Source organism: Pontibacter harenae, assembly GCF_020907245.1.
GTDB lineage: Bacteria > Bacteroidota > Bacteroidia > Cytophagales > Hymenobacteraceae > Pontibacter > Pontibacter harenae.
The window spans coordinates 1-20,819 of sequence record NZ_JAJJWH010000016.1 but is presented as its reverse complement, the minus strand read 5'-3'; the positions used below and the strand labels follow the sequence as shown (position 1 = coordinate 20,819).

Here is a 20,819-nt window from a genome sequence, read left to right as displayed (position 1 = left end):
CTTATAGTACTTTAGCTTCGTTTCTTAATAATGTAATCAGTTCAGCGGCGTTATCGGCATCTACCAATTTAACACCACCTTTTTTCTCAGGCTTACTAAAGCTTACATAGGCAGATTTTGCCTCTGCGCCTGATGGCTCTACCACCTTCAAAGGTTTTGTTCGGGCCGTCATAATGCCACGCATATTAGGTATACGAGGTTCAGACATAGGTTGCTGAGCACTAGCTACAAAAGGCAACTTTACCTCTACTACCTCTTTACCACCTTCTATCTCACGCTCTAAGCGTGCTGTGGCATCATCTATTAAATCTAGTTTAAATGCTGGTGTTATAGAAGGAATACCTAATATCTCTCCTACCATGTTGTGCACCTGAAAGCCATTGTAATCAATAGATTCTCGGCCCATCAGAATGATGTCATAGCTATTTTCTTTAGCTACGGCTGCTATTTGCTGTGCTACAAAGAAAGCATCCTTAGGATGTGCGTTTACGCGTATGGCATCGTCTGCACCAATGGCAAGCGCCTTACGGATATTAGGCTCCGTATCGGCCTCTCCTACGTTTAATACAGTTACAGAACCACCTTTGGCTTCTTTCAGCTCAATGGCTCTTGTTAAAGCATACTCATCCCAAGGATTAATCACGAACTGAACACCGTTCTTATCAAACGCTGTGTTGTCGCTCGTGAAATTAATTTTGGCTGTAGTATCGGGAACGTTACTGATGCAAACTAATATTTTCATGATTAGAAATGTTAGCTTTTAAAGTTAAATTTGTGCGAATTTAGTTAAAATATAGCCAAATAGAAATGTTACAAAATAGATTAGAACAACTTTTCAAGTTCCTGGAAGAGGACCCAAACGATCCTTTCTTACTTTACGCCATTGCTACAGAATACCGCAACTCTGACAAAGAAAAGGCCAGGGAATACTATGAAAAGCTACTGGCCGAACATGTAAACTATGTAGGAACTTACTACCATGCTGCTAAACTCTACGAAGAGTTAGGCGAAAACAATTTGGCAGAAAGCACTTATAAAAAAGGTATGCAAATCAGCAGACAGGAAGGCAACCTTCATGCGTTTTCTGAACTGCAACAGGCCTACAACAAAATGATGGGCCTGGATTATGAGGATGATTAAATTCCTCTAAGCCCTTATATCAAAAATAGTATGCATGCATCATAAATACAAATGCTATCTATATTAAAACTGCTATCAAAGGAAATAGTTGCGTTTATTTTGAACTTCCCTTTAAAGGAAGAAAGAATAGCACAGGTAAAAGCTTGCAGTAAGTAAAGGGAAAGGCATGCTTCGGTACAAGGCAACGTGCGCCACAATTTTGGCTATGCATACCTAAGTTACAGTGGCTGTGGATTGATATGTATATTTCTGCCTTGAAAAAAAGACAGGCTGTAGATAATTTTTAACTCATGAACTAATTACAGCACTGAAGGAGCATCATGTTATCTAACTCAGCATTGTGAGTAACATTTCGCTCCTATTCGGTCACGTGCTCAAAGCCACGTACCTTCACGCTGCCAGGTACCAGTTTTAATCCTTTAGGTATCCCTTTGTGCACGTCGTGGTACATGTGGCTTTTGTACCAGACCTGAAAGCTCTCTTCATCAGTCCAGTATGTCATCAGCCAGATTTCGTTCAGATTTTCCTGTGGGCTTAGCACCTGCAGCTTTATAAAGCCTGGGGCATCATCTACTAAATGTGGTCTGTTTCTGAATGCCTCCTTTACTTCGGGAGCCATATCGTTGGCAACCTCAAAAGAGCTAATGGATATAAACATGCGCAAGTTATGGCTTTAGATGTAGTCGAGGCTTGTACTGTAGAACAATAGCCTCTGTTTTTACAGGTGCAAAGCTAGATAAAAAATTAGCTTTAAACACGCACAAGCTTTACTTCCTTAATTTACTAACTAAGAGCAATGAAGCAACAAGGTAATAGTTGTACCTCTTCCTTCTGTTGAATTTATGGAAAGTTTGCCGCCATGCAAGCGAACAATTTTATCTGATAAAGACAAACCTATGCCTGTTCCAGCGTGCCCGCGTGCATTTTTAGCTCTGTAAAAGGGCTGCAGCACATGTGTTATATCATCCTGCGGTATGCCAATTCCCTGGTCTTCTACAACTATAGCAAGCTTTTGCTCTTGTAACTGTAGCCGCACTGTTACGACGTACTTCCCCGAAAACTTTATAGCATTTTCAAGCACATTCATAATAGCCATTTTCAGAAGGCTAGTATTACCCATAATAGATAAACTTTCAGATTGCTCAGGCATATCGTCTAAGCATAGCCTTACTGTTTCTGAATACCGCAGCTCCGCCAGGCACTCCAATAGTAGTTCGTCTGGTCGCACTTTTTCCTGCTTAACCTCTGCTTCATCAAAACCTGCCTGAGCTAACCTAAGCAAATCGCTGGTTAGTTTCTCCAGCCTGTCTGTTTCTTTCTGCAGCGTTTCCAATGAGTTTATATACTCTGCTGGTGTTCGTTGTCTGCGAAGCGTGATTTCTATTTCACCGCTAAGGGCAGTTAAAGGATTTCGAAGTTCATGCGATGCATTGGCAATAAAGTTTTTCTGCATCTCAAACGAAACCTCAAGTCGGTCCAGCATTTGGTTAAAGGTTTTCGTAAGCGCAGAAATTTCATCATGCTCCGATGGCTCCTGTAGCCGAAGATGCAGGTTTGAAGCTCTGATGGTATTAACTTCTTTAATAAGGGTGGCAATAGGCCTGAGTACCAGACCCGATAGGAAATAGCCTAATGCCCAAACTAATCCTGTACTTCCGAAGAAGCACAGCAAAAGAATATTTCTGAGATTCTCCAGCTTGCGCTTACCTGCTACATCTCGTGCAGACGCAAAAACGTAATGATCACCCTGATTGTCCTGGTAAAAAAGACCTACCCACTGCCTATCCTGCCTTTTAAACTCTAGGTAACTGTCACTCCGTATCTTGTCCAGAATTTCATTCTGTGAGGATAGCTCGAGTGTATCAGATTCAAAAGCAGGCATACGCTGTGCATCATAAATATAAGCTTCTTCGTCAGATAGCGGTACCTGATACATTTTTAAAATGTCCCTATAAGCCTGCCTGTTTAGCTCATCCTCTTCCAAATATACCTGTGCAATAGTGTATGCCCTTGTTTTTAACCGATCGTTAAAGTCACTGTAAGTATATTGTTTAGCAAAAAAGTAGATCGTCAGACTAAGAACACTTATAACGGTAGCTATAAGCACTGTAAAAGTTAGGGTGAGTTTGCTTCGGAAATTCATTTGTTGGACTCAATCTTTCAACACATACCCCATACCTACCACTGTCTGAATCAGCTTTGGTTCAAATCCCTTATCAATCTTGTTTCGAAGGTAGTTTACGTACACTTCCACCACATTAGACCCAGGGTCAAAATTTAACTCCCACACATTTTCCAGCAGGTCTTGCCGCGACACTACTCTGCCTTTATTGCGTAGAAAATACTCAAGCAATAGAAACTCTCTGGCAGTCAAACCGATCTTTTTATCGGCACGGGTTACCTGCTTTGTATCTAGGTTTACTTCCAAATCAGCTACAGCTAAGGCTGGCGTTACTTTAGTAAAACTGATTCGGCGGCCCAAGGCCTTAATGCGAGCTAGTAGCTCTTTGAACTTGAAGGGTTTTGTCAGATAATCATCGGCTCCAGTATCCAAGCCTTTTACAATATCCTCTGTTGTGCCCAAGGCAGTCAGCATAAGAATGGGTACCTGCAATTTGCGCTGCCTGATGGTGCGGCATACCTCTATACCATCGCTACCAGGTAAAATTATGTCCAGTATAATGAGGTCATACTTATTTTGCAGAGCCATATTCAAACCCGTCTCGCCCTCGTATGCTACATCCGCAAGAATGCCCTCCTCTTCCAAACCCCGTTTTATGAAAGCTACTACATTAGGCTCGTCTTCAATTATAAGTATGTTCATATGGAGCAGTTTTTATGCTTGATTGCAGTAAAGAAGCATAACCACTGGCAAATGCTTGATTAATGCGAATGTCGTTTATGTCCAGGTTCGTATATCAAACGCACAAAAGAACTTATACGCTCGTTGCCTCTGGTAAGAGGTATACCTGAAACAATACCCACCATTAAACCCTCGTGTATAGCGAGTCGCATTTGAGGCCTGGCTGTTACATGCATATTTCCATCGGCAATTTCCTTATTTAATTCCAATCCCACAAAGTTTCTGCTGTGCGGGATCATGTAGTGAAAGCTAGTATTAACCTCATAAGAGGTGTTAATGCCACTATGCCCAAAATGCCTGGAAAGTCTAGGACCAGTGTAAATAAGAGAATGAAAATCTTTGCCCCAACGCTTAGCCGCTATAAAAAAAGGGTTGAACAAGAGCCCCTGAAACATATCATTCCTGCTAAACGTATCAAAGTCTTTGAATTCGAATTCAGTTATCTGGCCTAAAGCCATAGAGGTCTGCAGTTTTTCAGAAACAAAAAAGGTATACTGCGAAGCAAGCTTCAGCGACTCAACCCTATCAGACGGACGATTTACCTCCCCATTTCGGTCTTTGCTGTTCTTGCTATAAAGTGTTACAGGTACTTCTATCTCCAGGCCCAGTCTATTTATTGGGGCCCATTCATATTCCACCAAGAATTCATACTCGTCATACGAGAGGTTATCTGTCATACCAGCACCAATATTCCACTCTTTCTCACCCTTATGTGCTCCAAGGTCCCGAATCAAATCAATGTAGAGCGGTTCAGCATGCTCTATTTTCAGCGGCTTTTTCTTTGCATTTTCAACTGACAGGGTATCCTGTGCTTGTACGCTTACAACAGCAATAAACAATAAAATTGATAGTAATAGGTATCTCATAGATTACATAATAATTAAGCTGCAAGTAATACTTGTCTCCTTAACTTAATATTAAAGCCACATTAGAATAAGATTAGAATGTATCCTGCCTGTGTTTTCCTACCAATTATTATGTTAAGCTTATATATCTTTAACTTTGAAACATGGTTAAGTATAAACTCATAAGTCTGGCTTGCATTAGTTGGCTACTGTTCTTTTGGCCGCTCCAGCTTAATGCTATGCCCGATTCTACTGTTACTCAACCAAGCAAGCCCCGCCTAATTTTACTTGGATCAGGTTTTACGGCAGGCTATGCATCGATGCTCATCACTCTCAACAAAGCTTGGTACCAAAATCAGGAGCGCACTAATTTCCACTTCTTCAACGATAACAACCAATGGAAACAGCTGGACAAGGCTGGTCATTTCTGGAGTGCTTTCCACCAGAGCCGCGCTGGTATAGACCTGCTGCGCTGGGCAGGTGTGCCCGAGAAAAAAGCAGTTATATACGGTGGCCTTACAGGCATTGTGCTGCAAACACCAATAGAAATTTTTGACGGATACCAATCTGACTATGGTGCCTCCGTTGGTGATTTGATAGCAAACACTGTAGGAAGTGCCGCTGTAGTAGCCCAGGAACTGGCCTGGCAGGAAGTGCGCATTATGCCAAAGTTTTCTTTCCACACCACACAATACGCTGCCGCAAGGCCCAACGTACTTGGTAGCACTACTGCGGAACAAATTTTGAAAGACTATAACGGCCAAACTTACTGGCTTTCGGTAAATTTAGGAGCATTTCTGAAAGAAGAAAGCAGGTACCCGAAGTGGCTGAATATAGCTGTGGGATACGGTGCAGAAGAAATGGTTTATAACCATGAACCAAGCAACAGAGCAATGGGCTTTCAAGCTTACCGACAATACTACCTAAGCCCTGACCTTAATTTAATGCACTTCAAAGGCCGAAGCAAAGTATTGAACACAGCATTATACCTACTCAGCACCATTAAGATACCAGCTCCTACTTTAGCGTACAGCAACCGCCAAGGCTTCAGAGTACACACCCTGTACTTTTAACGTTAAAAAGCCTTGTACATAACCTGCCCTGTAGAGCCAAAACAAAGAACGCTCGACACAGGAGATGATAAATCCGTACCTTTGTTAAAGCATGTTTCTTTCTGCTCCTGTTAGGAAGCAAGAGAGACAGAACGATTAAGAAAAGATAAAACGATGAACGTAGGAGACCGCGTGCGCTTAATGTCTGGCCGAGAGGAAGGCATTGTTACGCGCATTTTAGAAAATAATATTGTAGAAGTCGCTATAGACAACGACTTTACTATACCAGTTGCCCGCCGTGAGGTGGTGGTAATTGACGCTCAGGAAGCAAAGTTCATGAATAATGAACCTGTTGCAACTCAGGCACCTCGTAAAAAAGAACCAACAGCTCCTGTACTGTCTGCTAAAGGTATATACCTGGCTTTGGTTCACCAATCAGATGAACTTCTGGCTGTCACAGTCATTAATAATACAGATTATGATGTGCTTTTCACCTCTGGGGAAGAACGCGCCAATGGCTACAGAGGCTTGCAAAACGATAAGCTTGCACCCAAGGCAACACGTGTGATAACACATTATCATATGAAGGATTTTGAGAAATGGCCAAGTCTTGTAATACAGTTTCTGCAGCACCGCAACGGGGCACCTAGTTTGTTTGAACCAGTTACTAAGAAAGTACAGTTTAAGGCTGCCTCTTTCTACAAAAGCAGAAAAACAGTTCCTGTCTTGAATAAAGAAGGATATGTATTCCAGATCGACACAAAACCAACAACTGTCAACACTGACAAGATAATAGAGCAACTCTCAGAGGCAGTAGCCCAGCAGGAGACTTTCAGGCTGCAGGCCCCAGAGCATGAGGTGGACCTTCACATTGAAAAACTGACTGAAGACCACAGTGGCATGAGCAACAGTGCCATGCTAAAACTTCAACTAGAGCGCTTCCAAGACTCATTAGACAGAGCCATGGCTACAAACATGCACGAAATTGTGTTTATACACGGAGCAGGCAACGGAGTGCTACGTAAAGAGATACAAAAGCTATTGAGTCGCACTCCTGGCATCAAATATTTCGAGGACGCCAAAAAAGAAAAATTCGGCTACGGTGCCACCTTGGTAAAGCTGAAATAAGGTAGAAAGGTAGAAGGTTGAATATTAGCTTTATGAACTGTGCACTAACGCTCATAGATGTTTATCTCAGGATAGTCACTCTCTAACTCTTCAAAGCTTTTTAACCTTCTGAATTTTTAACTTAAAACCTTTTCTCAATTAATGTTACCTTTGTAATTGTAGATTAACAGCAAGCCATCTTATCGCTGCTCTTTTATAGAGGAGAGGAAAGTCTGGGCAACGCAGAGCATCCTACTTCCTAACGGGAAGGGGCTTTTCTGGAGACGGAAAGGCTACAGCTAGTGCCACAGAAAATTACCGCCTCCTGCAAAGGAGGTAAGGGTGAAAAGGTGCGGTAAGAGCGCACCAGTGGGCGGGCGACCGACCCAGCTGGGTAAACCTTAGGAGTTGAAAGACCAAATAGGCTGGCAGCGCCTCGCTTCGGCAAGGCTAAGGGCTGCTCGTCCGATGTCAGTGGGTAGGTCGATGGAGCCTGTGCGCGAGTGCAGGCCTAGATAAATGATAAGACGCACACCTTCGGGTGGAGCGACAGAACCCGGCTTATCGGCTTGTTGTTAATTTATACTTTCCCATAAACACTTCCCACCCTTCCATAATTCGAAAAATCTCTTCGTAGAGGAAAACTTAAACCTATGTGTTTAACATAAAAAAAGCACTATATAAAAGTAACAACAGTAACTGCCTGGTTAAAGCTTATAGTACTGCTGATCAACCGATGTTTTAGTATCTTTGCAACTTCATTACAAAATCATGGCAGATCTTACTTTATACGACCCGTTCGAGAAGATGCAGTTCAGTGATGAACATTGCTTTCTGTGCGGCACAACAATCACCAAAGACCAACGAACTCCTGTATTCGGAGAGTGGCTACAAGAAAAATATAAACTGGCTCAGAAAGAATTGCTGCTGCTGGATAAAAGCGTTACCACCTTTGGCAACCTTACCATCCCCTGCTGCGACCACTGCCACTTACACCATGTATTGCCACTAGAGCAGGAAATAGCTCAGGCTGCAGAACAAGGCTTTGAAGGATTGCAGGCAGTTCCAGAACAGCGGCTATTTCAATGGATAGGGAAAATGTATTATGGCACACTGGTTACAGAACTTATAAAGGAAGTAGACCCTCTCATCAGGTCTGAGTACCCTGTCAGTGAAGACCCCAAAATGCAGGGCAAGTTCCGCTACTTTTTCATGGTACTGCAGTCGCTACGCGTGCCTATGGAATTTTCTGATTTTCTGCCTTGCTCGCTTTTCCTGCTAAAAATAGACCCAAAAGAAGATGAGCTTCCTTTCGAATACCAGGATGAACTAACCACCATGGCCTTTAGTATAAAATTAGGTTCTGTGGCAGTAGTTTGCACTCTGCTTGACAATGGCTATATCGGACGTGCCTTAGGAAAACTGTATCGGCTGACAGAAGGAAAGGCTCTACATCCCATTCAGTTAGCAGAGTTCAAAGCACGAGCGTTCTATGCAGCTTATATTTTCAATGTTATTCCAGAGTATTTTATTCGCCCTACCAAAGCGGAAGATAGTTGTTTGGTGATAGACACTATTGTAGATGATGTTACCAACGAAATCTTTAACCCTTGGGAAATGACAGCTTATGCCCACATGTTGGAAGAAATGCTGAAGCCTTGGAGCATTCGAGAAGAAGAAATCTTAAAGAATCCACGTGAGCCATTAACTTTTCTTTTGGATGAGCAAAGAAGTTTCAAAGTGATTCAAGAATATTCAAAATAGCAAACGGCCCAACTATAAAAAGTTGGGCCGTTTGCTTTTAATGATGCAATGATACTACTCTATAATAAAACTGACGTTAACGCTTGAAGTAACCACTAGTTCACCACTTGCAATAGACGGACCTTGAGCAGCATCATAAGACATCGATTCCATTTTACCTCTCAATAGAGGTCGTGGCATATCGGAACTACCTTCATCTATAGCATATACACGCCCTACTTTTGCTCCAAGTTCCGAAGTAAGGGCTATGGCTTTTTGTTTGGCTTGTAGTATGGCTTTTTTACGAGCCTCCGTTTTATATTTTTCTAGGTCAGACACCTGAAATGAAACTCCGTCTACCCTATTTACTCCTACTTCGTACAAACCCGCCAGAATCTGATCATACTTATCTATCTGCTTTATAGTGATAGTCATGCTTTTCTGGGCCACGTAAAAGTCTGGTGTTGTTCTACTAAATTCTCCATTATTGTAAATGGGGTTTAGTGTTACAAAAGAAGTTTGCACATGCTTAGAATCAAGACCTTGTTTTCTGAGATAATTGATAACCGCGGCCGCTTTTTTGTCTGTCAGTTTTCTAACAGCATCAAGTGTTTTTTCTCGTTCCTCAATTCCTAAACTTACAACTACTTCGGTAGGTTTTACCATTACCTCACCTACTCCATTTACGCTCACCAAAGGTGGTGCTACCTGCTGCTGTGCATTAACTCTAAAAGCAAACAGTAAGAGTGCGAACAAAAAAATAAAGGGCTTCTTTTTCATAATTTTATAGCAACAGATAGTTGATTTAGTTCTTTCATGAATGAACGCAAGTATAGTGCCACACTATATAGCCATACATGTTCTTTTACTGGTTCTAAAGCAAAGAAGTCCTTCAGCTAACGCCGAAGGACTTCTTTATTATCTGTCTAAAGTATTTGTTACTGTTCTACTTCAACACCTTCAGGGCCATAACGTGTAATCAATATGGCTCCTATTGTTAATGCACCTGCTGCAACAATAAGCTGTGTAGTAGAAAAACGCTTTGTAGCTTTCAAAAGAATTTGCCCAACATCCTGCATCAAATCAGGCAGCTTATCGTGGCGCCCTTGAAATACATGCAATGCCGACTCCACTGTTCTTGACATATCATGTGGCTGCAGCAGCGTCAGCATGCCTTCACCTCCACCTTGTTGGCCTTTTTGCTCTTTGTTGTTACCTTGGTTCTGAGATGTATTGTTTTCCATAGTTATAGTGTATGTTCTTTAATATATAATTTAAGTTGTTTACGCATGCAGCATAGGAAAAGATAGCTATACTTTAGGCCTTCCCCCATGCTGTTGAATAAGATCTGTCATTCTTTTCACCAGCGTATCGGAATTTAGCATCATACTTGCAGGGAATCCCACACTTAGGTCATCTATTTTTAATAATTCTGTAGTTTCATCGTAGGCATATTTACCCGATACTCCCTTCTCGCTAAAACTGCCTGCATTGCCAGGTAAATTTACCCCCATCTGCTGTAGTTTACTTTTAAATTGATTAAAAGCTTCGGGTTTAACACCCTCATATTGTACTTGCTTGCTCATCTGAAGTTTCTTCCGTTGTTAATATAGATTATAAACGCAATATGCATCTATAGGTTAAAATTTCTCTATATAGCCATAGATTGCATTTTATTTTTTTCGCATCTATATTTGCAATAATAAAAAAAGCTATTATATTTGCACCGCAATACAGCAAAACGGTCCGTTCGTCTAGGGGTTAGGACTTCAGATTTTCATTCTGGCAACAGGGGTTCGATTCCCCTACGGACTACTAAAAATCCCTTCAGTTAATCCTGAAGGGATTTTTTATTTTAGTTCGGACACTATTCGGACACTAGAGCTATTTTTGATCCGTTAATAATTTTTAGATTGATCTTAAATAGTCTGAAGTCATTAATTGTAGATAACTGTCTTGTACATGGGGTGAGTAAGGCATAGCCGAAGCTTGGCTCATGTGCTTGGTTAGGCAATGCTTTTTTTATATCTGTTGTCTTTCCTAAGTTTTATACAGACTATACTGTTTTGCTATTTGCCAGCCGTGTTTACCTTTTACCAAAATTAAAAGGTTCCCTTCTGCACACTTGAACCATTCCATCCAGTCTTTTTCACGTGGCACTCTGCCTACGATACAGACTGGACTGATTTTGTAGCCATCCTTGATTATTACTTGATACCCCTTATTTAATTTGTACTCCAGCAGATTTGTTCAAAACAGGGAATCAGCTTCCACAATCAATGATGGTTTAGTTTTAAGATCTGTCAAAATAGCCTCTTACCTGAGGCAGTTGCATTATATGCCTACACAATTCCGAGCTTAGCGGTTTTTCTAGGTAGTCTATCACTTGCCGGTACTGAAAAGCTTTATCCCGATCCGCTTTGTCAATAGAAGAAGTAACCATTACTACTGCTATAACGCCATCAAATTGTTTTGTCTGAATTGACTCAAGAAAACTCCAACCATCCATGACAGGCATTTTGATATCTAATAAAATGAGGTAGTTATCTTTCGTATCATAATGCTCAAAAAGATAATCCAAGGCTTTTTTACCATCACTAAAACAAAAAGGCGTATCGGATAACTGGCTGAGCTTAACTACCATTTTATGTAAATAAATGATCATATCGTCATCATCTACCAGGAAAACTTTTAAACTCATCTTTTAACCTCCTCTTCAATAATTGGCTGATAGTTTACTTTTTCTGTCTTTCTTACAATATCCCGTATTATCTGATCAAGTTCCTGAGCAGATGCAGCTATGTAGCCTAAAACATCAGAAGTATTGATTGTTTGATGGTCAATACTATTGAGCAGGTTGATCAAACCCATCATGCGTGCCAGCGGGGCTCTTACAACATGTGACTGTGTCCAAGCTATTTCGCGCAGTTTAGCATTTTGCTCTTCAATAGCTTGAACATATTTTACTCGTTCTGTGATGTCTATAGCGAGAACCATGCGAGCTTGTTTGCCTGGAATATCTATTAAATTACTCTTTATTTCTACTAGAATAACCTCACCGTTTTTCTTCACATGCTGTGTTACTTTGTTATACTTTCCAGGGTTGTCAGTTCTAAGCCCTTTTACAACCTCCTCCAGTTCTACAACATACTCCTTAGGCCGAATATCTTTCAAGGTCATCGATAGAAATTCTTCCCTACTGTAACCATAATGCTCTACAGCAGCATCGTTTACGTTAAGGAACTGCAACGTCTCAACATCAAATACCCACTTGGGTATAGGGCTCTGATTAAAGAGCTCCCGATATTGATTTTCGCTTTTCTTTAGTTCTTCTTTGATGAATTCCTGCTCTGTAACGTCCTGTTCTACACCAACAAGTTTGATTGGTTTTCCGTGAGCATCAAAATTATATTTTGCATTTATAGAAACATGACGAACTTCTCCACTAGGGCGCAGGATACGGAAGCTTGAAAGGTTATACTCAATAGCTAATAAATCTCTTTTTATTTTTTCAAGCACAGTAGATCGTTCATCAGGATGAACATAGGAAATAAAGTTCTCAAACGATGGCTGTACGTCTCCTCTGCGTATTCCATATATATGGTAAATTTCATCAGACCATGTTGTACTTCCATCAATCAGATTGAATTCCCAATTACCAATACGTCCTATGGCCTGGGCTTCTTTAAGTCTTGCTTCACTTTCTTCGAGAGCTATTCGGGATGTCTTTCTTTCTGTAACATCCCTGAAGTTTAGCACGATAGCATTTACAGCGGGGTCCTCCAATAGGTTTTGGATAGTCATCTCAAGCCATATATAACTTTCATCCGGCACCCTGAAGCGGTATTCTACTTTAAAAGCTTTACCCGGATTGTTCAAAGTCTTAGCAAAAGTCTCCTCTGCAGGTGGTAAGTCATCGGGATGAATTAAGCTCCGCCAGGTTTCATCAGAGTTGTCTCCGAATATTTTTTGGCTTGTATCGCTTCTTTCTATTACAGTTCCGTCAGCAGCTAACAGACTGTATGCTTCTACACTATTATGCAGAATCGCTTTAAGCCGCTTCTCACTATTTCTTATCTTTTCCTCCGCCTTTTTAATCTCAGTTGCATCCCTGGCTATTGCATATACTAACTTCTCATTCTTGTCCCACCGTGCTGACCAAAGTAGTGTGACAACCTCTCCATCTTTGCGCACATAGCGGTTCTCAAGATTAACTAAATCAGTACCATTTTTTAGATCTGCAATGGCTTTGATTGTCTTGTTTATGTCTTCTTCAAAAACAAAATCTATTACTTTTCTGCCAACAAGCTCCTCTGGCAAATAACACAAGACAATACCAGAAGCAGCACTAACAGTTACAAATTTTCCTTCCTCATCCATAGTACAGATAATATCGAGCGAGAGGTCCATTATCTTCTGAAGCTGTGCATCACTTTGCCTGAGCTGATGTTCTGCCAGCTTTTTTTGCTTCCGGTCTTCCGCTTCTTTTAAAGCACGCTGAATTTTAGGAACAACCTGATGAATATTCTCCCTCAGTACAAAGTCCGTCACTCCCAATTTGATTAACTCTATTGCATTTTCTTCGCCTATGGGGTCCGAAACAACAATAAAGGGTGTTTCAATACAAACCTCCTGCTTGAGTTTAAAAGCCGTAACCACGTCAAATGATGGAAGAGAGTAATCTGATAAAACTATATCCGGTCTAAAACTATAAAGTGCATTTTCAAACTCTTCTTTAGTTTGTACTATTTCTGTTACATATTTCAAACTACTTTTTTTTAGCACATCCAGAAGCAAGAAGATGTCATCTGAATTATGCCCAAGGATTAAGACCTTTAATTCTGTTTTCATTTTAGAAGACTTAAATGATGCTTTAGATTTCAGACGGAGAAAGATTTGTTTCGCCAGTATTTGGCATGACTTGATTTAGCATCAACAAAGATAAAGCTTAGCGATTTCCCGCTGCTTTTTAAATACAGTACTTTTCTAAACGAGATGGTTTTATTTATGGTTATTCATCAATGAAGGAAGTGCATCTTTGAAAGAATTTTGATTGTCTTATTAAGTACAAGTGTATTATTAGAGTAAGCAGCATGTAACACAATGGACATCTATGAATTCAACTACTTACCCGGGAGTGAAAGGGTTGCACTTGTCTGGCAGCATGGAAGGTTACTGGCTATAAGAGATTATATGGAATGTAGTGTTGTTTTATACAAAATGCCAGAGTTCTTTGCCGAAGTGTGGTATTCACCGGAAGATAATCAGATAGCTTTGGTACATGGCTTCATGAGTTCCAAAATATTGGAACCTTATGTAGAGTCAGCTGACCTGGAAGAACTGTTCGGAGGCTAGCAGCAAGATCTAATCCATAGCAGATCCGAATTTATACTATTATGAGTCACGATAAGGGCCTTAGAAAGGGAAGCCACCAGGCTTTGATATGTGAAAACTCTCTTTTTAAGGCCCTTTAAGTTAGAGCGACCAATAATGTAGGCCCCCTTTACCAGAGGTTGGTATAACCTGGTGCCGTCAGATACTAGTTAATTTCACAGCCGCACTCCCAGTTGTTGTCGTCAGAAAAGCTCACACTAATCTGAGCTATCTCTGTGCCTGGCTGTTCGTCTAAAGCGTTTTGAGCATAGAGAGCAGTGGAGTGGAGCAGAATAACAGTATGGTCAGCAGTGGCAGTTGCAATTTATAATTCAATCCTTTGTAGTACTTAACAACAGGTATAAAAATTTGTGAAATACTGTTATACCTGTATCTTACCAAAGAGATGTCTCAGGATTAAATAAGGCAGTTTATTTGCACAAAAGCCCTGGTGACTCATAATAATAACAGGAGTTTGTTGTTCATAATTTAATTAAGTCCTCCTGTGGCAATTATATTACCACCTCCTGTGGCAGTTATGTTACCGCCTCCAGTGGAGATTATTCCTGCTGCCGCTTTAGCCTCATTGGCTACCCTATTTGACAAGTTAACTACATTAAGCGCTCTGCTCGCAGGAGAGATCTTAGTAGTGCCACCAGATGCACTTCTTCCGTTTGTCCGCTTATACTCATCGTGGCAGGCCAACAGTAGTGCAATAAGAATAAGGCTTTGCCTTCCAGAAATTAATCTCTCCTGCACTAGGCTGTCTTCTAAAAACTTTCACATAAGATCTTTTGATCACATCAACATACTCTCTGGAATTAGACGTTAACCCCTGAACATGGGCATTTACTAATTCGGTATAAGACTGCGAATACTGGGACCAATATTTTAATACACCTGCGTTTGGGTTCCTTCCGAAAGCGTCGTTGTAGGACTTAGTGATCACGCTAGGCTTTGTACCTGCATCACTGCTGATGTAGCCTTTGTGATTATCCACTAGCTGCCCAACTGAGTAGTTGCCCTGCCCGTTCCAGTAACTAAGCTCACCGCTGGAGGGAAGGCGGCCGAAAGCAATCATGTAGGATCCCTTGATCCGCTGCTCTTTTTCTGTACCTTGTGCAAGGACGCTACCTGTTGTAAACAGCAGGCTAAACATGCACATGGCAAGATGGCAATAAATTATTTTTTTAATTATAAAAGTCTTTAATTGTATTTTACAAGTAAATTTATAAAAATATAATAAATATTTAATATTATTTATTATATTTTTACTTAATAATTTTTTATTTGTAAACCTGCTCTATAATATAACAATGAAAGAATTAAGAAATGATAGGTATAAAATGCAGGGCAAAAATTAGAGCTTTAATTCCTGAGATTAGCTACTGGTACTCTTGTAACATATAATAATTCAGAACATTCTTATTCAACATTATTGAAATTGTATATTAATCTAAAACTATCAATTATGAGAACTTCTCTACTCGTTGCTGCATTGCTGATTTGTGTATCATGCACAGATACTCAAAAGGAGGCACAGGCAACTGAAACAGCCTCCTTTCTCAAGCAGGAAGCTCAAACCGCTGAAGGCCAACTAAAGCCTGGTGTTTACCATATTCACCAGCTGTCAGCCGCAGGATTTACATTTCAGTATAAAATCGAGCTATTGAACGGGGAATACAAAATGTTTGACAAGACTGGAAGTTATGAATTTGACCCAGCCACTAACGTGATTAGGTTCACTTCTGGTGGTATAAAAGGCTTTAATGGTGTTTTCACAAGGATTGAACATTTAAACGAGTCAAGAAACCTGATGATCGTGTTAGACTTCCAAGGAGGCATTCCTGACACATTAAAACTTGGTGAAAAACCGGGAGGTTATTACCAATATGCATATTACCAGCAGCCTTAGCTGGATTACTGGTGAAATGCTTATTGTTTCAAGCCTTAATAATGAAACTGGACTTGCAACAAAAAAGTGGACAAAAGATTAAGCTGCTAAAGGTTTCTGGTGTAGTAGTTGTTCCATCTGTGCAGGTGTACGGTAGCTTAGGCTAGAATGAAGCCTTTCTTTATTGTAGAAAACCTCGATGTATTCGAACATTTCCATGGCTGCCCTTCTTTGGTTTCCAAATTTACCTCCGTACACACATTCTGTTTTCAGGCTTTTAAAAAAGCTTTCAGCAACGGCATTATCCCAACAGTTGGCTTTGCGGCTCATGCTCTGACGGATCAAAGGGTAAGCCTTTAGTTCTTTTCTGAAATCATCACAGGCATACTGCACCCCCTCTGTCAGAATGGAAGATGAGATCCTGAACAACAGGTTTGTTGATGGTAGCCATTTTCAAAGCGGCTACCGTAGTATCCTTTGCTTTCATGCTTTCACTCAAGGCCCAGCCTATAACTTTCCTATCCGCTAAATCCAGCACTACAGTCAAGTAAAGCCAACCTGCTGAGGTTCTGACATAGGTAATGTCCGATACCCATGCCTGACCCGTAGTTACAGCTGTAAAATTTCGATTCAGCAGGTTCTCACTTACAGCAAAACTGTGTTTTGAATCTGTGGTTAACCTGAATCTTCTTACCATCTTAGCTCTGATTTGAGCCTGTTTCATTAGGCGTGCAACTCTAGGTCTAGAAACTTGCACTGCTCTGTTTTTCAGTGCTTTGGTGATCCTGGGGCTGCCATAGCGCTGTTTGCTTTTCTTATGCTCTTCTTTGATCAAATCCAGCAGCTTTTCATTTTCTTTGGCCCTTTTTGATATAGAACCCTTCAATGAATCATAGTAGCCACTCCTGCTTGCTTTGAATACCTTGCACATCTTCTCAACTGGAAATCTGGAACTGTGAGAGCTTATAAACCTGTAGATTTCCCGTCTGCCCTGGAGAAGACGCTGATGGCCTTTTTTAAGATATCCCTTTCCATTTCCACATCCCGAAGCTGTTTCTTTAGCTTGGCTATCTCTGCCTCCTCTGGGGTATGTCTGGGTTTTTCATGGCCTGCAAAGCTACTCTCTGGCTTTTCTAAATGCTCGGAGCGCCAGCGGTAAATAAGCTCTGGCCGTATGCCCAGTTCTTTGGCTAGCTCATACGTATTCTCTCTGGTCTTGCTGAGCTCTACAGCCATTAGCTTGAACTCTTTATCGAACTTTCTTCTCTCTCGTGACATAGCGTTAAGTTATTGATTTTTCGCTTAACTCTCTGTCCTCTCAAATGTAGCAGCTCCACATCACTTGTTAGTATTCGCTTTTATTGCTCACATACACTTCTGGTCTTCCCTTTCCCATTCAGCTTCCCTCTTCTTCCTATCCTCTTCTTTTTCGTGCTTACCTTTAGCCCCCTCTTTAGAACCAAGCTCAAATTCGAAAGTCATCATTCTAATAAGCTTTTCAGCCTGAGGCTGCTCATCCAAGCTATGTGTTAGCTCATAAAAGAAATTTATATACCTTCTTGATAAGTACTTACTACTGTATCCGTAATTGTAGCCTATTGAATATGCTTCATTTTTCAATATTTCTATTTGCTCATTATAGCCTTTAAAGAACCAATCTTCTATATCCTCTATAGAACAAAACTCTAATAAGTCGGTGTTAAACTTAGATTGTAGAACAGAAAGGTATTCATCTGGCTCTTTGCACTCTTCAAAACATTCTCTTCCTTTATTATCAACCTCTTTTTGAAGTTCAGATAAGAGAGAAGTAACAAACTTTGAGAATTCTGATAACTTCTTTTTAACTCTAAGCTTGTATCCCTCATAGGCGGAATTGAACCCCTCCTGAAAATCGATTTCTAAAGCTTTAGAAAGGTTGGGATAGTTTTGATCAAAGCTATCCGGGACAAGGTAAGCTACAGCGGATGGGTTCGCCTTTGTTCCATTCAATAGACAATTTCTACCTAATGAATAAGCTTTATCCCTAATTGCTCCCAAAGCATTATGGTAAGGTAGAAACGCATGTTTTTTCCAACTTTTGATAAAAGGCTTAGCTTCTACCAACCAACTTCCTTTTAATTTTAATGAATTGATTGTCCTGAGAACTAATTCTAACTCTTTGATCTTGTCGCTTTCCTTTGAGCTTTGTGAGGTATAAAGGCTTATGAAAGCACCATCAGTTACAAAACCATTACCCTTCAATGCTGCCTTTTGCTCATTGTAAAGTATTTCTAAGTTATCTAAGTTAAAAGAGTAAATTTTGCTCTCAACTCTATTGTTGATGATTATACTTGTTCTTGTTAAAATGATTTGTGTTGTAACTTTGTAAGGAATAACTCCAAAGATCCTTCGATAAATAGACGCAAATAAGATTGGATGAAATTTTAACTCGTCTGGTAATCGCGCAATACAAGAATTAAAAATTTCAACAAATTTGTCTTGATTTCGCTCATCGATAAGCTTAAAGCCTTTGGGCCTTATTTGCTTACTTAATAGTATTTCAGGTTGCTCGTAATTAGTTAATTTAACCATGGATAATGGTATACTTAATTCTTTTAAGTTTTTTTCCTTTCACTCATTTAAAACTATTCGAGCTTAAATTATAAAACCATCTAATAACATAGTAATAGATGGTTTTATTTTCTCCATAATAGGGTTTTGAGCGAAGCCTTTTAGAGCACCGCAGCTCTCCTGCTATTCTTAGCCTCCTCAACCTGATCAATAAACTTTGTTATTTCGTACTGATCCATCCCTTTCGCTAAGAAGCTAATAGCTGCACCTCCCTTCGAAGATACAGTCACTACATGCTTTCTTGATGCAAAGTATAGTAGTGTAAACACTGCTCCTACTGCTAAACCTGCGATGGCCCCGCCACTTTCATTGTTGAATTCAGCAAATAATCCAACAATAAATGCAGCTACACCTAAGACTATGAATAAAGGTATACTTTTAAAGTGAGACTGAATTGAGCTAATGCTATCCAACATGATTGAGGTAATATGAGCATGTCCCCAACCAGAGGTAGCATACCTAATTCTGTGTGTAGTTAGTGTTACTACTCCCTCCGAAGACTGGGTAATAATTTGTTCGTTTTCAATAAGTTGTTCTTGTTCCATCTGATGTTTAGTATAGTTGTTTAGTAAATGCTACTATTGATGCTGGTAGAAGCTCCGATAGATAATCTTTATTATAATGAAAATGAGCATTCCCAATTTATATATTAATTTTTATATATTCAATAAAAAATGGGCTGCTATGTTTGAGGGGTCGTTGATCTAATAATAAGTTTGACCAACGGAAAGGTCAATATATCATCCATTCACTTGATTATCAGTAGATATTAAATGCAAAACGTACAACAGCAGTTATTTCTCCACCCACAACTTTGGTCGCGCCAGGAAGTTTTACAAAAGCTTTGCCCAATCCCAAAAGCACCGGGAATCTATGCCTGGTATTTTAAAGAGGTTCCTCCAGGTGTTCCTACTGAGAATTGCATTCGCTATAATGAATACACGCTTCTATATGTAGGTATATCTCCTAAGGCTCCCCCCTTGAATGGTGCAAAGCTTAGCAGTCAAACGGTTAGGGACCGAGTGCGCTACCATTTTAGAGGTAATGCAGAAGGCTCTACTCTTCGACTCACTCCCGGATGCCTGCTTAATACCGAACTAAACATTCAGTTAAGAAGAGTAGGCAGTGGCAAGCGATTCACCTTTTCTAAAGGAGAAGAAACTTTATCAGAATGGATGGACCAGAACGCATTCATTGCTTGCTGTGAGTACCCAACTCCGTGGGAACCGGAAGAAGAGTTTATAAAGAATATATCCCTTCTGTTAAACCTAGATAAAAACCAGCATCACCCCTTCCAAAGCACTCTTTCAAAAATTAGGCAGCAGGCAAAGGAGACAGCCCAATCTTTACCTATTGTTTCATAACTAAACTATGGCAAAATTTATCTAGTTTCCTGTGTCAGCGTAAAGAAGAACAAGAAAGCTGCTGCTACGGATCTTTATATCTCCAGTTGGTTTAAGAAGGCCAAGGCTTTTACACAAGAACGTGCAGATGAGTGGTTCATTCTTTCTGCGAAGTATGGGTTGGTAGCTCCAAGTGATATGATAGAGCCATATGAAAAAACTTTAAACTCAATGCCTAAAAAGGAACGACTCAAATGGGCAGATGAGGTACTGAAGTCTATAGAAGCTAAAACGACTGTGGGAGATCATATTGTCTTTCTAGCGGGGGTACGTTATAGGGAGTTTCTTGTACGAAACCTTGTATTGCTCGGGTATACTGTTGAGGTGCCTCTAGCTAATATGGGTATTGGAGAGCAACTAAGTTGGTTGGGTAAAAATATTAAATAAAAGTCTAATAAGTAGATAGCTTAAGTTATCATGTTTTGCTTTAGGTACTTTTATAAAAGTAATGATAAGTTATAGTTGGCGACAAAGAACTTAATAGCCATCAGGTGCCTGTCGAACTTTTTTGAGAAAGAGAGTGCCTTTCTCACTAACCTTGAGCATCTCTGCCTGAGAGAGCAGAAGAACCTTTCGGCATGGTTGGTCTCTTTCTTCATTTTAGAGGCTCTATGCTGCCTGGCTGGTATCACCTGCTTATAGGCATCCCAGTCATCGGTGAAGAAAGTCGCTTGCCGCCTGTAGTGCCCAGGAATACTCTCCCACAGCCCCCTTGCACCCGCTGCGCCCCTCTCACCCAGGTGCAGGCCCACAATCTGCCGACTTGCCCTGTCCTGTGCCACCCAAAGC

The 20,819-nt window shown here is 40.5% G+C and carries 26 protein-coding genes, 1 tRNA gene and 1 other RNA gene; 10 read left to right on the top strand and 18 right to left on the bottom strand.

Features of this window, described 5'->3' with window-relative positions; all coding sequences use genetic code 11:
* Position 1: 1 nt before the first annotated feature.
* The gene (locus tag LN893_RS10285) at positions 2–742 is read right to left on the bottom strand and encodes an electron transfer flavoprotein subunit beta/FixA family protein (protein ID WP_229969733.1); all 741 of its coding nucleotides are present in this window, start codon (positions 740–742) and stop codon (positions 2–4) included.
* 65 nt (positions 743–807) lie between these two features.
* Between LN893_RS10285 and LN893_RS10280 the strand changes: the two genes are divergently transcribed.
* A complete protein-coding gene (locus tag LN893_RS10280) occupies positions 808–1,140 on the top strand; it encodes a tetratricopeptide repeat protein (protein ID WP_229969732.1) in 333 nt (110 codons plus the stop codon).
* A 358-nt stretch (positions 1,141–1,498) separates the two neighbouring features.
* Here LN893_RS10280 and LN893_RS10275 read toward each other — a convergent pair whose 3' ends face one another.
* The 4 genes from LN893_RS10275 to LN893_RS10260 all read right to left on the bottom strand — a co-directional run bounded on the left by LN893_RS10275 (position 1,499) and on the right by LN893_RS10260 (position 4,869).
* A complete protein-coding gene (locus LN893_RS10275) occupies positions 1,499–1,798 on the bottom strand; it encodes an antibiotic biosynthesis monooxygenase family protein (RefSeq protein ID WP_229969731.1) in 300 nt (99 codons plus the stop codon).
* A 129-nt stretch (positions 1,799–1,927) separates the two neighbouring features.
* Positions 1,928–3,283 (bottom strand): sensor histidine kinase, encoded by a 1,356-nt coding sequence (locus LN893_RS10270; protein ID WP_229969730.1) that lies wholly within the window; start codon positions 3,281–3,283, stop codon positions 1,928–1,930.
* A gap of 9 nt (positions 3,284–3,292) precedes the next feature.
* Positions 3,293–3,964: a response regulator transcription factor gene (locus tag LN893_RS10265; RefSeq protein WP_229969729.1), complete on the bottom strand. Its 672-nt coding sequence runs from the start codon at positions 3,962–3,964 to the stop codon at positions 3,293–3,295.
* A gap of 59 nt (positions 3,965–4,023) precedes the next feature.
* The gene (locus LN893_RS10260; RefSeq protein ID WP_229969728.1) at positions 4,024–4,869 is read right to left on the bottom strand and encodes an HAEPLYID family protein; all 846 of its coding nucleotides are present in this window, start codon (positions 4,867–4,869) and stop codon (positions 4,024–4,026) included.
* A gap of 218 nt (positions 4,870–5,087) precedes the next feature.
* Here LN893_RS10260 and LN893_RS10255 point away from each other — a divergent pair, with 218 nt between their 5' ends.
* From LN893_RS10255 to LN893_RS10240, 4 genes are all read left to right on the top strand, one after another.
* Positions 5,088–5,921 carry a DUF2279 domain-containing protein gene (locus LN893_RS10255; protein WP_229969727.1) on the top strand — a complete coding sequence of 278 codons (834 nt, stop codon included), beginning with the start codon at positions 5,088–5,090 and terminating at the stop codon, positions 5,919–5,921.
* Positions 5,922–6,074: 153 nt separating this feature from the next.
* Positions 6,075–7,028 (top strand): Smr/MutS family protein, encoded by a 954-nt coding sequence (locus LN893_RS10250; RefSeq protein WP_229969726.1) that lies wholly within the window; start codon positions 6,075–6,077, stop codon positions 7,026–7,028.
* Positions 7,029–7,194: 166 nt separating this feature from the next.
* Positions 7,195–7,587, top strand: an RNA gene (gene rnpB / locus LN893_RS10245) — RNase P RNA component class A.
* Between the two features lie 191 nt (positions 7,588–7,778).
* A complete protein-coding gene (locus LN893_RS10240) occupies positions 7,779–8,771 on the top strand; it encodes a hypothetical protein (protein WP_229969725.1) in 993 nt (330 codons plus the stop codon).
* Between the two features lie 54 nt (positions 8,772–8,825).
* Here the strand turns inward: LN893_RS10240 and LN893_RS10235 are convergent, their stop codons facing one another.
* From LN893_RS10235 to LN893_RS10225, 3 genes are all read right to left on the bottom strand, one after another.
* A complete protein-coding gene (locus LN893_RS10235) occupies positions 8,826–9,530 on the bottom strand; it encodes an SIMPL domain-containing protein (RefSeq protein WP_229969724.1) in 705 nt (234 codons plus the stop codon).
* Between the two features lie 158 nt (positions 9,531–9,688).
* Positions 9,689–9,994 carry a hypothetical protein gene (locus LN893_RS10230; protein WP_229969723.1) on the bottom strand — a complete coding sequence of 102 codons (306 nt, stop codon included), beginning with the start codon at positions 9,992–9,994 and terminating at the stop codon, positions 9,689–9,691.
* Between the two features lie 66 nt (positions 9,995–10,060).
* Positions 10,061–10,336 carry a hypothetical protein gene (locus tag LN893_RS10225; protein WP_229969722.1) on the bottom strand — a complete coding sequence of 92 codons (276 nt, stop codon included), beginning with the start codon at positions 10,334–10,336 and terminating at the stop codon, positions 10,061–10,063.
* Between the two features lie 157 nt (positions 10,337–10,493).
* On the opposite strand from LN893_RS10225, the gene LN893_RS10220 reads away from it, so the two are divergent.
* A tRNA-Glu gene (locus LN893_RS10220) sits at positions 10,494–10,565 on the top strand.
* Between the two features lie 478 nt (positions 10,566–11,043).
* Here the strand turns inward: LN893_RS10220 and LN893_RS10215 are convergent.
* A complete protein-coding gene (locus LN893_RS10215) occupies positions 11,044–11,451 on the bottom strand; it encodes a response regulator (RefSeq protein ID WP_229969721.1) in 408 nt (135 codons plus the stop codon).
* Positions 11,448–13,601: a PAS domain-containing response regulator gene (locus LN893_RS10210; RefSeq protein ID WP_229969720.1), complete on the bottom strand. Its 2,154-nt coding sequence runs from the start codon at positions 13,599–13,601 to the stop codon at positions 11,448–11,450. The genes LN893_RS10215 and LN893_RS10210 overlap by 4 nt, the downstream gene beginning before the upstream one ends.
* 252 nt (positions 13,602–13,853) lie before the next feature.
* On the opposite strand from LN893_RS10210, the gene LN893_RS10205 reads away from it, so the two are divergent.
* Positions 13,854–14,105 carry a hypothetical protein gene (locus LN893_RS10205; protein ID WP_229969719.1) on the top strand — a complete coding sequence of 84 codons (252 nt, stop codon included), beginning with the start codon at positions 13,854–13,856 and terminating at the stop codon, positions 14,103–14,105.
* A 507-nt stretch (positions 14,106–14,612) separates the two neighbouring features.
* On the opposite strand, the gene LN893_RS10200 is transcribed toward LN893_RS10205, so the two are convergent.
* Positions 14,613–14,828: a hypothetical protein gene (locus tag LN893_RS10200; protein WP_229969718.1), complete on the bottom strand. Its 216-nt coding sequence runs from the start codon at positions 14,826–14,828 to the stop codon at positions 14,613–14,615.
* Complete coding sequence (locus tag LN893_RS10195) at positions 14,812–15,288, bottom strand: hypothetical protein (RefSeq protein ID WP_229969717.1); 477 nt, start codon at positions 15,286–15,288, stop codon at positions 14,812–14,814. The genes LN893_RS10200 and LN893_RS10195 overlap by 17 nt, the downstream gene beginning before the upstream one ends.
* A gap of 306 nt (positions 15,289–15,594) precedes the next feature.
* Between LN893_RS10195 and LN893_RS10190 the strand changes: the two genes are divergently transcribed.
* Positions 15,595–16,038 carry a hypothetical protein gene (locus LN893_RS10190; protein WP_229969716.1) on the top strand — a complete coding sequence of 148 codons (444 nt, stop codon included), beginning with the start codon at positions 15,595–15,597 and terminating at the stop codon, positions 16,036–16,038.
* 78 nt (positions 16,039–16,116) lie between these two features.
* Here the strand turns inward: LN893_RS10190 and LN893_RS10185 are convergent, their stop codons facing one another.
* The 5 genes from LN893_RS10185 to LN893_RS10165 form a co-directional block, all read right to left on the bottom strand.
* Positions 16,117–16,446 carry an IS3 family transposase gene (locus tag LN893_RS10185; RefSeq protein ID WP_229969715.1) on the bottom strand — a complete coding sequence of 110 codons (330 nt, stop codon included), beginning with the start codon at positions 16,444–16,446 and terminating at the stop codon, positions 16,117–16,119.
* Positions 16,394–16,984, bottom strand: coding sequence for an IS3 family transposase (locus LN893_RS10180; RefSeq protein ID WP_229969804.1), 591 nt, complete (start codon positions 16,982–16,984; stop codon positions 16,394–16,396). The genes LN893_RS10185 and LN893_RS10180 overlap by 53 nt, the downstream gene beginning before the upstream one ends.
* Positions 16,981–17,295 (bottom strand): transposase, encoded by a 315-nt coding sequence (locus LN893_RS10175; protein ID WP_229969714.1) that lies wholly within the window; start codon positions 17,293–17,295, stop codon positions 16,981–16,983. The genes LN893_RS10180 and LN893_RS10175 overlap by 4 nt, the downstream gene beginning before the upstream one ends.
* Before the next feature lie 87 nt (positions 17,296–17,382).
* Positions 17,383–18,588: a hypothetical protein gene (locus LN893_RS10170; RefSeq protein ID WP_229969713.1), complete on the bottom strand. Its 1,206-nt coding sequence runs from the start codon at positions 18,586–18,588 to the stop codon at positions 17,383–17,385.
* 140 nt (positions 18,589–18,728) lie between these two features.
* Positions 18,729–19,172, bottom strand: a complete 444-nt coding sequence (locus LN893_RS10165) for a PH domain-containing protein (RefSeq protein ID WP_229969712.1) — start codon at positions 19,170–19,172, stop codon at positions 18,729–18,731.
* Positions 19,173–19,400: 228 nt separating this feature from the next.
* On the opposite strand from LN893_RS10165, the gene LN893_RS10160 reads away from it, so the two are divergent.
* Positions 19,401–19,991: a GIY-YIG nuclease family protein gene (locus LN893_RS10160; protein ID WP_229969711.1), complete on the top strand. Its 591-nt coding sequence runs from the start codon at positions 19,401–19,403 to the stop codon at positions 19,989–19,991.
* A 15-nt stretch (positions 19,992–20,006) separates the two neighbouring features.
* Entirely contained in the window at positions 20,007–20,417 is a 411-nt protein-coding gene (locus tag LN893_RS20730) for a DUF6884 domain-containing protein (protein WP_369427670.1), read from the top strand.
* Positions 20,418–20,467: 50 nt separating this feature from the next.
* Here LN893_RS20730 and LN893_RS10150 read toward each other — a convergent pair.
* A partial coding sequence (locus tag LN893_RS10150) for an IS1 family transposase (RefSeq protein WP_255709972.1) occupies positions 20,468–20,819 on the bottom strand: 352 nt, incomplete at its 5' end.

Excerpts from the sequence above, each read along its gene's own strand:
- LN893_RS10285 (WP_229969733.1), bottom strand. The coding sequence starts at position 742 with ATGAAAATATTAGTTTGCATCAGTAACGTTCCCGATACTACAGCCAAA.
- LN893_RS10280 (WP_229969732.1), top strand. The coding sequence starts at position 808 with ATGTTACAAAATAGATTAGAACAACTTTTCAAGTTCCTGGAAGAGGAC.
- LN893_RS10275 (WP_229969731.1), bottom strand. The coding sequence starts at position 1,798 with ATGTTTATATCCATTAGCTCTTTTGAGGTTGCCAACGATATGGCTCCC.
- LN893_RS10270 (WP_229969730.1), bottom strand. The coding sequence starts at position 3,283 with ATGAATTTCCGAAGCAAACTCACCCTAACTTTTACAGTGCTTATAGCT.
- LN893_RS10265 (WP_229969729.1), bottom strand. The coding sequence starts at position 3,964 with ATGAACATACTTATAATTGAAGACGAGCCTAATGTAGTAGCTTTCATA.
- LN893_RS10260 (WP_229969728.1), bottom strand. The coding sequence starts at position 4,869 with ATGAGATACCTATTACTATCAATTTTATTGTTTATTGCTGTTGTAAGC.
- LN893_RS10255 (WP_229969727.1), top strand. The coding sequence starts at position 5,088 with ATGCCCGATTCTACTGTTACTCAACCAAGCAAGCCCCGCCTAATTTTA.
- LN893_RS10250 (WP_229969726.1), top strand. The coding sequence starts at position 6,075 with ATGAACGTAGGAGACCGCGTGCGCTTAATGTCTGGCCGAGAGGAAGGC.
- LN893_RS10240 (WP_229969725.1), top strand. The coding sequence starts at position 7,779 with ATGGCAGATCTTACTTTATACGACCCGTTCGAGAAGATGCAGTTCAGT.
- LN893_RS10235 (WP_229969724.1), bottom strand. The coding sequence starts at position 9,530 with ATGAAAAAGAAGCCCTTTATTTTTTTGTTCGCACTCTTACTGTTTGCT.
- LN893_RS10230 (WP_229969723.1), bottom strand. The coding sequence starts at position 9,994 with ATGGAAAACAATACATCTCAGAACCAAGGTAACAACAAAGAGCAAAAA.
- LN893_RS10225 (WP_229969722.1), bottom strand. The coding sequence starts at position 10,336 with ATGAGCAAGCAAGTACAATATGAGGGTGTTAAACCCGAAGCTTTTAAT.
- LN893_RS10215 (WP_229969721.1), bottom strand. The coding sequence starts at position 11,451 with ATGAGTTTAAAAGTTTTCCTGGTAGATGATGACGATATGATCATTTAT.
- LN893_RS10210 (WP_229969720.1), bottom strand. The coding sequence starts at position 13,601 with ATGAAAACAGAATTAAAGGTCTTAATCCTTGGGCATAATTCAGATGAC.
- LN893_RS10205 (WP_229969719.1), top strand. The coding sequence starts at position 13,854 with ATGGACATCTATGAATTCAACTACTTACCCGGGAGTGAAAGGGTTGCA.
- LN893_RS10195 (WP_229969717.1), bottom strand. The coding sequence starts at position 15,288 with ATGTGCATGTTTAGCCTGCTGTTTACAACAGGTAGCGTCCTTGCACAA.
- LN893_RS10190 (WP_229969716.1), top strand. The coding sequence starts at position 15,595 with ATGAGAACTTCTCTACTCGTTGCTGCATTGCTGATTTGTGTATCATGC.
- LN893_RS10175 (WP_229969714.1), bottom strand. The coding sequence starts at position 17,295 with ATGTCACGAGAGAGAAGAAAGTTCGATAAAGAGTTCAAGCTAATGGCT.
- LN893_RS10170 (WP_229969713.1), bottom strand. The coding sequence starts at position 18,588 with ATGGTTAAATTAACTAATTACGAGCAACCTGAAATACTATTAAGTAAG.
- LN893_RS10165 (WP_229969712.1), bottom strand. The coding sequence starts at position 19,172 with ATGGAACAAGAACAACTTATTGAAAACGAACAAATTATTACCCAGTCT.
- LN893_RS10160 (WP_229969711.1), top strand. The coding sequence starts at position 19,401 with ATGCAAAACGTACAACAGCAGTTATTTCTCCACCCACAACTTTGGTCG.